At 46.1% G+C, this 12,908-nt stretch carries 10 protein-coding genes; 8 read left to right on the top strand and 2 right to left on the bottom strand.

Annotated elements, in window-relative coordinates:
* Nucleotides 1-331 precede the first annotated feature (331 nt).
* Nucleotides 332-2,065 (bottom strand): arginine--tRNA ligase, encoded by a 1,734-nt coding sequence (gene argS, locus RH85_RS00725; RefSeq protein WP_006710253.1) that lies wholly within the window; start codon nucleotides 2,063-2,065, stop codon nucleotides 332-334.
* A gap of 211 nt (nucleotides 2,066-2,276) precedes the next feature.
* On the opposite strand from argS, the gene RH85_RS00730 reads away from it, so the two are divergent.
* A complete protein-coding gene (locus RH85_RS00730) occupies nucleotides 2,277-2,873 on the top strand; it encodes a VOC family protein (protein WP_006710254.1) in 597 nt (198 codons plus the stop codon).
* Here RH85_RS00730 and RH85_RS00735 read toward each other — a convergent pair.
* On the bottom strand, nucleotides 2,865-5,639 hold the full coding sequence (locus RH85_RS00735; RefSeq protein WP_006710255.1) for an insulinase family protein: 2,775 nt from the start codon (nucleotides 5,637-5,639) through the stop codon (nucleotides 2,865-2,867). The genes RH85_RS00730 and RH85_RS00735 overlap by 9 nt on opposite strands.
* 254 nt (nucleotides 5,640-5,893) lie before the next feature.
* Here RH85_RS00735 and sixA point away from each other — a divergent pair, with 254 nt between their 5' ends.
* The 7 genes from sixA (at nucleotide 5,894) to RH85_RS00770 (ending at nucleotide 12,904) form a co-directional block, all read left to right on the top strand.
* Nucleotides 5,894-6,358: a phosphohistidine phosphatase SixA gene (sixA, locus tag RH85_RS00740; protein ID WP_006710256.1), complete on the top strand. Its 465-nt coding sequence runs from the start codon at nucleotides 5,894-5,896 to the stop codon at nucleotides 6,356-6,358.
* 113 nt (nucleotides 6,359-6,471) lie between these two features.
* Nucleotides 6,472-8,568 (top strand): flagellar biosynthesis protein FlhA, encoded by a 2,097-nt coding sequence (gene flhA / locus RH85_RS00745; RefSeq protein WP_006710257.1) that lies wholly within the window; start codon nucleotides 6,472-6,474, stop codon nucleotides 8,566-8,568.
* Between the two features lie 30 nt (nucleotides 8,569-8,598).
* The gene (gene flhF, locus RH85_RS00750; RefSeq protein WP_006710258.1) at nucleotides 8,599-10,095 is read left to right on the top strand and encodes a flagellar biosynthesis GTPase FlhF; all 1,497 of its coding nucleotides are present in this window, start codon (nucleotides 8,599-8,601) and stop codon (nucleotides 10,093-10,095) included.
* 12 nt (nucleotides 10,096-10,107) lie between these two features.
* Nucleotides 10,108-10,995, top strand: a complete 888-nt coding sequence (locus RH85_RS00755) for a MinD/ParA family protein (RefSeq protein WP_006710259.1) — start codon at nucleotides 10,108-10,110, stop codon at nucleotides 10,993-10,995.
* Nucleotides 10,988-11,722 carry an RNA polymerase sigma factor FliA gene (locus RH85_RS00760; RefSeq protein WP_006710260.1) on the top strand — a complete coding sequence of 245 codons (735 nt, stop codon included), beginning with the start codon at nucleotides 10,988-10,990 and terminating at the stop codon, nucleotides 11,720-11,722. Before RH85_RS00755 ends, RH85_RS00760 begins: the two co-directional genes overlap by 8 nt.
* A gap of 45 nt (nucleotides 11,723-11,767) precedes the next feature.
* The gene (gene cheY / locus RH85_RS00765; protein ID WP_005600258.1) at nucleotides 11,768-12,136 is read left to right on the top strand and encodes a chemotaxis response regulator CheY; all 369 of its coding nucleotides are present in this window, start codon (nucleotides 11,768-11,770) and stop codon (nucleotides 12,134-12,136) included.
* A gap of 45 nt (nucleotides 12,137-12,181) precedes the next feature.
* Nucleotides 12,182-12,904, top strand: coding sequence for a protein phosphatase CheZ (locus RH85_RS00770; protein WP_006710262.1), 723 nt, complete (start codon nucleotides 12,182-12,184; stop codon nucleotides 12,902-12,904).
* Nucleotides 12,905-12,908 lie beyond the last annotated feature (4 nt).

Genomic DNA, 12,908 nt, shown 5'->3' on the forward strand with positions numbered 1-12,908 from the left:
AAGGGCTTGCTCTTCCGTAGACAAAAGCCGCGACAGTATTAAAGTTTGTCATCCTCAAGAGTGAGGCACGAGCACGAGCGAGTTGGGGATCAATTTTGTAGGGAGAGCTAGCAAAGCTACCTCCCGATTCTAAAAGCGAAGCGTTCCATAGAGCGAAGCTCGTGCTCGACTCTCTATCTTTCTCGATCCTCAAAAAAAGAAAGGGTTGACGCTTTCACGTCAACCCTCACAATTATTCGCTTCTCGCTTCTCGCTTCTCGCTTCTCGCTTCTCGCTTCTCGCTTCTCGCTTCTCGCTTCTCGCTTCTCGCTTCTCGCTTCTCGCTTCTCGCTTACATACGCTCTAGCGTATCGATACCAAGAAGTGATAAACCTTGCTTGATGGTTTTCGCTGTTAGTGCAGCCATTTTCAAACGACTTTGCTTAACCGCTTCATCTTCAGCAACCAAGATTGGGCATGCTTCGTAGAAGCTAGAGAATTGACCTGCTAGTTCGAATAGGTAAGCACACATGATGTGTGGTTGGCCTTCACGTGCTACCGATTGTACCGCTTCTTCAAACTGAAGCAGTTTTGCCACTAGTGCTTTTTCTTTTTCATCTGTGATCAGAATATCGCCTTGCAGCTCATCCATTGATACACCGGCTTTGGCGAAGATAGAAGCAACGCGAGTGTAAGCGTATTGCATGTATGGCGCAGTGTTACCTTCAAATGCCAACATGTTATCCCAGTCAAACACGTAGTCAGTGGTGCGGTGCTTAGAAAGGTCAGCGTATTTCACTGCAGCCATAGCAACAGTGTTAGCAATCGTTGCTTTTTCTTCTGCGTCTAGCGTCGGGTTTTTCGATTCGATCAGCTGTGCTGCGCGTTCTTCTGCTTCATCTAGAAGATCAGCAAGACGAACAGTACCACCGGCACGAGTTTTAAATGGACGACCATCTTTACCTAGCATCATGCCAAATGCGTGGTGCTCAAGAGAAACTGATTCTGGAACGTAACCTGCTTTGCGTACGATAGTCCACGCTTGCATTAGATGCTGGTGCTGGCGAGAATCGATGAAGTAAAGCACGCGGTCCGCGCCGAGTTGCTCGTAACGGTATTTTGCACAAGCGATGTCTGTGGTGGTGTATAGGAAGCCGCCATCGCGTTTTTGCACGATAACACCCATTGCTTCGCCATCTTTGTTTTTGTATTCGTCTAGGAAGACAACTTGCGCACCTTCGCTTTCAACCGCAAGGCCTTGAGCTTGCAAATCAGCAACGATTTTTGGCAGCATGTCGTTGTACTTACTCTCACCCATTACGTCGTCACGAGTTAGTGATACGTTAAGGCGATCGTAGTTACGCTGGTTTTGGATCATCGTAACATCAACCAGTTTCTTCCACATTTCTGCGCAGAACTCGTCACCACCTTGCAGTTTTACCACGTAAGCGCGTGCTTTCGCTGCAAACTCTTCGTCTTCATCGTACAGTTTCTTCGATTCACGGTAGAAGGCTTCAAGGTCTGAAAGTTCCATAGATACTTCGCCAGACTCTTGCTGTACACGCTCAAGGTTTGCAATCAGCATACCGAACTGAGTACCCCAGTCACCAATGTGGTTAGCACGGATTACGTTATGGCCAAGGAATTCAAGCGTGCGGACCACTGCGTCACCGATGATGGTTGAACGTAAGTGACCAACGTGCATTTCTTTCGCAACGTTTGGTGCTGAGTAGTCTGCCACGATGGTTTGTGCTGCTTCAGCGGTTACGCCTAAACGAGCGTCAGTCAATGCTGCTTCTGCTTGCTTGGCTAGAAACTCTTCAGATAGGAAGATGTTGATGAAACCAGGACCTGCGATTTCTGTTTTGCTCGCGATACCGTCTAGGTCTAGAACATCCAGTACTTTTTGCGCAAATTCTCGAGGGTTAGTGCCAAGTTGCTTAGCAACGCCCATGACACCATTTGCTTGGTAATCACCAAACTGTGCTTTTGCAGATTGGCGAACAACGGCAGGACTGCCTGCAGGTGCGCCAGCGGCTTCGAGAGCCTGAGATACTTTGTCATTAATCAGTGCTTGGATATTCACACGCGTTTCCTTCATTTCAAGGACGAAGAACTCAACATGATTATGGCTGAGTTCTGTTGGAGTTCACAAAAATGGCGCTAATGATAACAATTTTATTGCTTGTCATATAGAGAGGATAAGGTGAAATTTAGACTTTTTATAGCCAATAGAAATTAACGAGGTTTGCGATTACTATAGCGGCCCCCATTTCCACATAAAAATGAGAACAGAAATGCCGACACAATTGGAAGCTAAACGCTTAACTCCACTACAAATGCGACAAGATTTGCCTTCGTTTACCGCAAAAATTGACGCTTTGGCTGAGCTAATAGAGATCGATCTTTCGTTGTTTCAAGCGGATCATATCGCACTGCGAATTAATGATGCTGAGATGGCTAAGCAAGCGCATCAAGCGTGGTCTGATTACGGTCAGGTGATCTCTCAGGCAGAAATTAACGGTCGACCAATTGTGGTAATCGCTTTTGACACGCCATTAATCAGCAATGGGTGGGAGATAGAATGTCTGGAATTACCTTATCCGGCGCCGGGGAAAAGCTACCCTATTGAGAGTTGGGAACACATGGAATTTGTCATTCCGTCATCAGCTCAAACAGCAGAAGAGTATTTGCTTGATTTAAAACGTCAATTTCCAGCATTTGCGGCGCGTTTTGAACAATTGGCTGATGTGGGTGTGAAAGTAAAATTATCGAGTCCGAAAGGTGAAGGAGAGCGCCTTAATAACCCGACTGTGGCGTTTAAGTACCAAGGGGTGTGCATTAAGCTCCACCCCCATACATTAAAAGCGATTGTTGCCTCAGAATTAGCCTAATTCGATGTCTTTTGGCCTCAGTTGAAACTCTTCAATTGAGCCAATTTCTTGCCCAAGGCTTAATGGTGCACAAGTTTGATGCGCATTGCCTTGGGTATGCATGATCAATCGATTGGCGGTACGAGGTTTCAGCTCGTTAACGACAAATCGAATCATATCGGTGCGTGAGAGCTTCTTCAGTTCGGCAAGAACCCGTTGACGTTGACCGAAATCCTCATCTTTATTACCAATGCCGACCCATAAACGCTGGGCTCGTCCACGCAAAGTGGTATCGGGAGTCGCAATTTGATTCCATAGACCCCGCTTACTGCTATGCCACTGATATTCGTTTAACTCTAACAGCACCATATAAAACGCATTGAGGAACTCATCGATGGAGCTGATTAACTCATTGGGCGCAGCATTTGGTGATTGCACATACAGCACGATACCGGGATGTCGGTTTAGCGGCATATTACCAGTACCGACCATATAGCCTAACTGTTGCTTGGTACGAATTTCATGGAAGAAGGTCGCCGACATCAGATGGTTGGCTAACGAATAAAGCGCAATATTTTTTGCGTCGGTATCGTCGCATTGATAGTAAACCACGATCGCAGAATCTTCTTGATTGCACACAATCTCTCGCTGGAACGTCCCATTCTTACCGAGCATCACCAGAGGGCGCAGAGCCTCTTCATATTGCTGATCCTGAACGCGCATCGCTTCTTTTAATGTTTCACCCAACACCAAAGCATCGCTTTGAGTCCAATCACCATAAACAAACATTTCTACATGCAACTCGGCCAGAATCGCTTGGACAAAATGGGAGAGAGAGTCGACTTCAATGCTTTCTAATGCTTCCACTAGGGCTGCGTATGGAGGGTTGTTGGGTTGCAAGATCCCCGTCATTGCATTAAAAAGTTGCGAAATAGGACGATCTTGCGCTGAATTTTGCCAATTTCTTAATAGTTGAGTTTTAATCGTGTCGAAACGCTTTTTACTAAACTCTCGATTAGCAAAGCGCTTTAGGATCATTTTTAGCAGTTCTGGCTGCTTTTCACTGAAGCCTGAAATAGTCAGTGTTACGCCGCCTTGATGTGCGTAAAGGTTATAGCCCATTCCGGCAATTTCGGCTTGGTAGGTTTCTTTTGCTAAGGCGTCGAGGAACATCTCAACACATAAGCGAGTTTTGACGATATTCACTGGGTTGGCCACCGCGTGAGGGCTATCGATAGCGATATACATCACCCCTTTTGGCACGCGAAATTCATTGTCTTGTAAATGCCACAATTTAAACCCAGGTAAATCCTGCAGTAGTGTAGGGACTTCGGATTCTGTCTCTAACGCTTTGGGTGTTAGGTCATAGCAGATGAAAGGATTGCGGTCAGGCAACGCCATGGTGATTTGTGATGGTTGCTGGTAAAACTCACGCTGTTGTTGGCTTAGAGGAACGACAGAGTATGGGGTGAAATACCATTTTGCTTCTTCATCGTAATGCAATTCTTTGGCAATCAAGGTTACGCGTAGATTATCAATCGTAAATTGCTGAGCCAACTCTTTGAGTAATTCTGGCTGGTATTCTGCCATCATAAAGTCACCGTAAATGGTGTCTTCACTGGCGTAATGCTGCATGTTAATGACGAGATGGCTGACCAAGTCCATTGCACGAGTCGGCTCTTGGAAGCGAAATGCCGATTCTAGTACGGCTTGTTTTTCATAGTAACGCCAGTCGTCAAGACCACGGGCTTTGATCACCGCAATGTAGTTAAAAATGGCCTGAATTATCTCATCGGTATGCTCAAGGCCTTGTTGGGTGAGGGTGCAGCTAACAGTAAACTCGCGATAATTACTACCACTCACGCCCCCTCCGGCTGACAATGATGTAATCCATCCCGCATCTTTAAGTGCGAGCATCAAACTGCCTTCACCTTCATAGCCAAGTAAGTGGGCAAAGTAGGAAAGTGGTTTAGTGCGATAATAGCTATCCATGCTTGGCATCGGAAAGGTCAAGATCAGCTTACGGATCTCTTTGACCGGTTCAACATTAACCCAAATGCTGGTGGATCTCAGATCCGTATAGGGGACCTGAATCTCTTTGCCGGCAAGATTTAGATTAGCGATGGTGGCAAATTTTTCATCAGCCCATTGTTCTAATTCATCGAGAGTTTGTGGGCCGATCAACGCTAATGTCATCAAATCAGCAGAGTAGTGCTGTTGATGGAAGGCAATGATTTCATCGCGAATGGATTTACCGTCACGATCACCTAACGTTTCGTGATTACCAACTGAAAATTTAGCAAACGGATGGTCTGGATTGATGATCTCTTTATTGACTTGGTACAAGCGGCGAGAATCGTCATTGAGTTTCATCTTGTATTCAGAGTCGACGGCTTGACGTTCTTTATCGAGTGCTTCGGCGTTAAACAACGGTGCACTAAAAAATTGGCTAAAGCGATCTAAGCTATTTTCAAAGGCGTTCGGGTCACAATCAAAGAAGAAACACGTATGTTCGGTTCCTGTCCAAGCGTTGTTGCTGCCGCCATGTTGGCTAGTGTAGCTTTGAAATTCCCCCACCTTAGGGTATTTCTCAGTACCAAGAAACAGCATATGCTCAAGGTAATGGGCCATGCCTTGACGCTCAATAGGATCATCAAAATGGCCGACATTCACCGCAAGTGCCGCCGCTGATTTTTGTGCATGTACATCGTGAATCAATAGCGCTCTTAATCCATTGCTTAGGGTGTGATATCGGTATTGATTTGTATCATTTGGGCTTACATGCACAATTATTCTCCATGCGTTGGCGTAGACAGTAAGTATGTACGCGTTTTTTATGGCTGCCAATTTTCAATCTTATGTTGAATCACACCAAAGTAAATCAATGGTTAAAAACAGATTGAAACAAAAACCTCGAGCTTACCCTTAAGATTGTTAAGAAAGTCCGAGTCTTTGGCAAGTTACTTGATATAATTAATTTTATTACTCATGCCCAAGAGATGTTGTGAGAAAGTCTTCGATCTCACACAACAGGATATAATATGAAAATCGTCATAATGCGCCACGGTGAAGCTGAACACTTTGCTTCAAGTGATGAAGAACGTTCGTTAACCGCTTATGGTCGTTCGACATCTTATTCGGTCGCTCAACGTTGTGTGGCTCAAGGTACGCAGCAGTTTGACAAAGTGCTGGTAAGTCCCTACTTACGTGCACAACAAACGTGGCAAGAAATCTCGCCTTTGTTTGACGCGAAGTCGGTGGAGCAGTGTGAAGACATTACGCCTTATGGTGACTCGATGACCGTAGTTGAATATATTCGAGCGATTGCTGAAGTAGAACAGTTACAATCGGTGCTTTTGGTGTCGCACCTTCCGTTAGTGGGTTATCTAACGGCCGATTTTGTGACTGATATGGCTCCGCCTATGTTCCCAACCTCAGGACTCGTCAGTATTGAGTACGATCTTGAAGCGTGCCGCGGTAATTTAGTTTGGAATATCAATCCGTAAAACGCCAAGCCCATCGTAGTGCCATAATTTTGACATTTTCGGTGGACTAAAATTTGCATAAATGAGTTACTGTTTGTGCAAGCCATTAATTTTAGTCGAATTAGCCCGAGTCTATGAAGTTTTCTCTGCCATTTGCGGATAAGTTACCTCCGATACCCCAGCGAGCAATACCTGCTATCGGCGCACCAGTTATGGTGTTGTCGACCTTGGCGATGGTGGTTCTACCCATCCCTGCGTTTTTGCTCGACTTATTCTTCACCTTCAACATCGCTTTGTCGATGGTAGTTCTACTGGTTACGGTTTATACCCGACGCCCGCTAGACTTTGCGGCTTTTCCGACGGTTTTGCTGATCGCCACGCTATTGCGTTTGGCATTGAACGTTGCTTCAACGCGTGTGGTTTTGCTCTATGGTCACGAAGGGCCAGGTGCCGCGGGTAACGTAATCGAAGCATTTGGTAATGTTGTTATCGGTGGTAACTATGCCGTCGGTCTTGTGGTGTTCATCATCTTGATGATCATCAACTTTATGGTTGTTACCAAAGGTGCTGGCCGTATTTCGGAAGTAAGCGCCCGCTTTACCTTGGATGCCTTGCCTGGTAAACAAATGGCGATCGATGCCGATTTGAATGCTGGCTTGATTGACCAAGACCAAGCACGAACCCGTCGCCAAGAAGTAACCAAAGAAGCGGACTTCTATGGTTCGATGGATGGTGCCTCTAAGTTTGTTAAAGGCGATGCCATTGCAGGTATTTTGATCCTCTTCATCAACATCATCGGCGGCCTTGCTATCGGTATGGCGCAGTATGGACTGGGTTTTGGCGAAGCGATGAAGATTTACACGCTACTGACCATCGGTGATGGTTTGGTTGCACAGATCCCATCTCTACTACTGTCTATTGGCGCGGCTATCATGGTGACGCGTCAAAATACCGATGAAGACATGGGCGAAGTGCTGGTCTTCCAACTGTTTGATAACCCGAAAGCCCTGACGGTTACTGCGATCATCATGTTTATCATGGGTATCGTTCCGGGTATGCCACACTTCGCTTTCTTGCTCTTAGCGGCGATGTCAGGTGGCGGTGCTTACTGGATGCATCGTAAACAGCAGAAAAAAATCGAAGAAAAAGCCAATCCACCTGCTTTACAAGAAGCCGAGCCATCCACGCCTAGAGAACTATCGTGGGAAGATGTACAACCCGTTGATATTATTGGTCTTGAAGTGGGTTATCGTCTTATTCCGTTGGTCGATAGAGACCAAGGTGGCGAACTGCTGGAACGTGTTAAAGGGGTACGTAAGAAGCTATCGCAAGACTTCGGCTTTTTGATCCCTGCGGTGCACATTCGTGACAACCTCGAATTAACCCCAAACAGCTACCGCATCACGTTAATGGGCGTGGCAGTCGGTGAGGCTGAGATTCGCCCTGACCAAGAGCTTGCCATCAACCCTGGACAAGTCTATGGCATGATAGAAGGCGAAGTGACTATCGACCCCGCTTTTGGTTTAGAAGCGACATGGATTCGTGAAGATTACCGTGAACATGCGCAAGCGTTGGGTTACACCGTAGTGGACTCATCCACCGTATTGGCAACGCATTTAAGTCAGCTCCTAACCAACAATGCCTCGCAACTGCTTGGCCATGAAGAAGTACAGAACCTGCTGGAAATGCTGGGGCGCAGCACACCAAAATTGGTTGAAAACTTCGTGCCTGATCAGTTACCACTAGGCGTGGTAGTGAAAGTGCTGCAGAACTTGCTCAATGAAGGGGTGCCGATCCGAGATATTCGCACTATAGTGCAGACCTTGTCTGAATACTCGGCCAAGAGTCAAGAAGCTGACATTCTTACAGCGGCAGTACGCATCTCGCTAAAACGATTAATTGTTCAGGAAATCAATGGTATAGAGCCAGAATTGCCGGTAATAACGCTGATTCCTGAGCTGGAACAAATCTTGCATCAAACAATGCAAGCATCCGGAGGAGAGTCTGCCGGTATTGAGCCTGGCCTTGCCGAGCGTTTGCAAATGTCATTAAGTCAAGCAACGCAAGAACAAGAGCTAAAAGGGGAAGCGGCGGTATTGCTTACCTCAGGCGTACTACGTTCGACTCTTGCGAAATTCGTCAAGAATACGATACCGACATTGCGCGTACTCTCTTATCAAGAGATCCCTGATGAGAAGCAGATTCGCATCGTACAAGCGGTAGGTAATTAGTTCTGTTACGACCAATAATGGATATCGACTTTGAAGATTAAACGATTTTTTGCCAAAGATATGAGAACGGCATTACTCCAAGTGAAAGAAGAGCTTGGGGTCGATGCAGTGATCATGTCGAATAAAAAAGTCGCTGGTGGTGTAGAGATTGTCGCTGCAGTTGATGGCGATTCTGCGGCTGCTAAGTCGAGCAGTAGTTATGGTTCAAGACCACGCACTGCTCAAGCGCAACCGCAAACTCAAATCTCACCAAGTTTGGCACTGCGCGAGGAGTCTCGCCAATTAGATGACGATCGCGTCAGCTTAAATGCAAGCGCAGAAAATGGTCGCTCAATGACCAAGCGTTTTGCCAGCATGCTCAAACAATACAGTACCAGCAAAGGTGGATATGAAGAGCCGGAAAACTCGCCCGGTGAAGATTCGCTGACTGCGTTACTAAAGCGACAAAATTCGCTTCGCCATCAATCTTCAGCGAGTGATATCAAACTCAAAGAAGACTCCCCGCTTGCACGCCTGATCGCTGAAGATCGCCGTATTGAGCGCCCTGCGCCGAAACTCGATCCATCCCGCTATGAGCGTGGACAACCGCGAGAGCAAGCAGTATCGAACGAAGAATTGACCGATATGCGCGAAGAGATGACCTCAATTCGTCGCCTATTGGAGCACCAAGTCTCAGGCTTGATGTGGCAAGAAGTAGAGCGTCGCGAACCATTGCGCGCCATGCTGATCAAACGATTAGAGCGTATGGGGTTATCCTCTGAACTGGCCGATCAGTTGGCTTGTTACATTCCAGAAGATACGCCACCGAAAAAAGCATGGAAAGCCTTGCTTGGCCTTGTTGCCGACCAAGTACCTATTTCAAAACAAGATATTTTAAAACGTGGTGGCGTCGTTGCGCTATTAGGCCCAACCGGAGTGGGGAAAACCACCACCGTCGCTAAACTTGCGGCTCGTGCAGCTATGGAGTTTGGTTCTGATAACGTGGCACTGGTGACGACAGATACTTACCGTATCGGAGCACATGAACAATTGGCTATTTATGGCCGAATCATGGGTTGCCCAGTAAAAGTAGCTAAAGATTCCAACGAGTTAGCCGATGTAATATACCAGTTACGCCATCGTCGTTTAGTACTAGTGGATACGGCCGGTATGGGGCAGCGAGATGTTCGACTTTCTGAGCAGCTTGATACCTTAATGCAAAATAGCGATGAAGTGATTCACAGTTACCTTGTATTACCAGCGACCGCACAACGGAAAGTATTACAAGAAACCATCGATCATTTTAAACGTATACCACTTTCAGGCTGTATTTTAACCAAGCTCGATGAGTCACTTAGCTTAGGTGAGTTTGTCAGTGTCGTAGTACAAAATGCACTGCCTGTAGCATATATCGCGAACGGACAGCGCGTACCAGAAGATATCGTCATAGCTCAGCCCAAGTATATGGTGGCGAAAGCGAATGATTTATTAGAGAAATCGGCGGACGATGAACCTCACTATTGGAATAGTGAAGCAGAAAGGTTCTAGGCGGCGACGATTATGACAGAGAATATGATACAAGACCAAGCAAGCGGATTACGCCGCCTAACACAGCCATCATTAACCAAGGTTATTTCGGTCACCGGTGGTAAAGGTGGGGTGGGTAAATCAAATGTGACTCTCGGCCTTGCAATTTGCATGGCTCGCCAAGGCAAAAAGGTAACGGTTCTTGATGCAGACTTAGGTCTGGCCAACGTAGACGTCATGTTGGGCATCAGAGCAAAACGTAACCTAGGCCATGTGCTTGCCGGCGAATGTGAGTTGGCAGATGCGATCGTTGAAGGCCCTTACGGTATCAAAATCATTCCTGCCACTTCAGGTGCTCAGGCGATGACCGAACTAAGCCACGCGCAACATGTGGGGTTGATTCGTGCTTTTGGTAGCCTAGAAGATGAAATGGATGTGCTGTTGATTGATACCGCAGCCGGTATTTCCGATATGGTGATCAGCTTTTCACGCGCAGCCCAAGATGTCGTGGTAGTGGTTTGTGATGAGCCAACATCCATCACGGATGCCTATGCGTTGATCAAACTACTGAGCAAGGACCATCAGGTTCAACGCTTCAAAATTGTTGCAAATATGGTCAGAAGTTACCGTGAAGGCCGAGAATTGTTTGCAAAGTTGACCTTAGTCACAGAGAGATTCTTGAATGTGAGCCTTGATCTAGTCGCATGTATCCCACTAGATGATAAAGTGCGACAAGCGGTTAAAAAACAAAAAATTGTGGTGGATGCCTTTCCGCGTTCGCCTGCTGCATTAGCGTTAAGTTCGCTTGCGAACAAGGCGTTAACTTGGCCAATTCCGAAAACTCCAAGCGGACATTTGGAATTTTTCGTTGAACGATTACTAAATCGAACAGAATCAGTAGAGGAACCATTTGGTGAATAAGGCATTGACCTACGACCAATACGGCAATCACAACAGCCAACGAGTATTTTTAGAAAAATACTCGGTGTTAGTGAAACGTATTGCTCATCACTTGCTTGGCCGTTTGCCACCAAGTGTTCAGGTTGAAGATCTTATTCAAGCGGGAATGATTGGCCTTCTTGAAGCGCAAAAGAATTATGATGGTAGCAAAGGGGCAAGTTTTGAGACCTATGCTGGAATCCGCATTCGTGGCGCTATGCTTGACGACATTCGTCGTGGAGACTGGGTACCGCGTTCAGTGCATAAACACAGTCGCGAGTTTAACCAAGCCATTGCAACTTTAGAAGGACAACTAAATCGAGACCCGACAGACGCCGAAGTGGCAAATTTTGTTGGGATGAGTCTGAATCAATACCACAGCATATTGGCAGACATAAATTGTTCTCGCTTAGTAGGGATCGAAGACTTGGGCGTCTCTGACGATGTCATCAAATCCGATGATGACTCAGAAGAAAATACACCGTTTCAAGGTGTTGCGGATGAATCTTTCCGTAAAGCTCTGGTAGAATCGATAAAATCTTTACCAGAGCGTGAAGCTTTAGTGCTATCTCTTTACTACGACGAAGAGTTGAACCTAAAAGAAATCGGTGAAGTGATTGGAGTTAGCGAATCACGCGTTAGCCAAATCCTGAGCCAATCAATGCAACGTTTGCGCACTAAGTTAAGTGCGTGGACAAATAATGACTAGAAATCACTGAAATCATACTCAGTGGAGGCAATTTTGAATAAAAACATGAAAATCCTTATTGTTGACGATTTTTCAACAATGCGCCGTATCGTTAAAAACCTACTTCGTGATTTGGGTTTCAATAATACCCAAGAAGCGGACGACGGCTTAACAGCATTGCCTATGCTCAAGAAGGGCGATTTCGATTTTGTCGTGACTGACTGGAATATGCCAGGCATGCAAGGTATTGACTTGCTTAAGCATGTGCGCGCAGATGCGGAACTAAAACACCTACCTGTATTGATGATCACAGCAGAAGCGAAGCGTGAGCAAATCATCGAAGCAGCTCAAGCTGGTGTGAATGGCTACATCGTAAAACCATTTACAGCGGCAACACTGAAAGAGAAATTAGACAAAATTTTTGAGCGTTTATAGTCAAGTTTTTGACTGTAGCTATTCGGCGACAAAGGCCAATTAGTAATGATTTCATTAGAACAGGCAAAACAACTTGTTGAACTGTTAGAAAGTGGTCAGCAGCAGGAAGCAGATGCTCTTGTAAAAAATATCAACGACGCGACAAGCGAACCAAAATTGCAAGAAATCGGCGAACTAACTCGTGAGTTACAAGAGTCGATTAGGCAATTTCGCCTTGATGACCGTATCGCTGAACTTACCAATGACGAAATTCCTGATGCAAGGGAACGCCTCCAATACGTCATTGAAAAAACAGAAGTTGCAGCGAACAAAACCATGGATGCGGTGGATCGATGTATGCCGATTGCCGACAACCTTCATGACGGCTTATTAAAGGTGCGTCCACAATGGAATGAGTTGATGCATGGCAAGATTGAGCTTACGGAATTTAAAGCTCTCTGCCATCGAATTGATGAACTATTGGGACAAGTTGAAGGGAACAGTAGTGAGTTACACAGTCTGTTGACTGACATTCTAATGGCTCAGGATTTCCAAGACTTAACCGGACAAATTATTCGTCGTGTCATTGAGTTAGTGCACGAGGTTGAAGTTCGCCTCGGTGATATTCTTACGGCGTTCGGTGACGACAAACCGGAATCAGACGCAACTAACAACAAGAAAAAAGCATCAACTGATCCTGAAGGGCCAATATTAAACCCTCACGAAAGGGCGGATGCGGTTTCATCACAAGACGAAGTCGATGACTTACTCTCAAGTCTTGGGTTTTAGAGGT

The sequence above is a fragment of the Vibrio ichthyoenteri ATCC 700023 genome (genome assembly GCF_000222605.1).
Taxonomy (GTDB): Bacteria; Pseudomonadota; Gammaproteobacteria; order Enterobacterales; family Vibrionaceae; genus Vibrio; species Vibrio ichthyoenteri.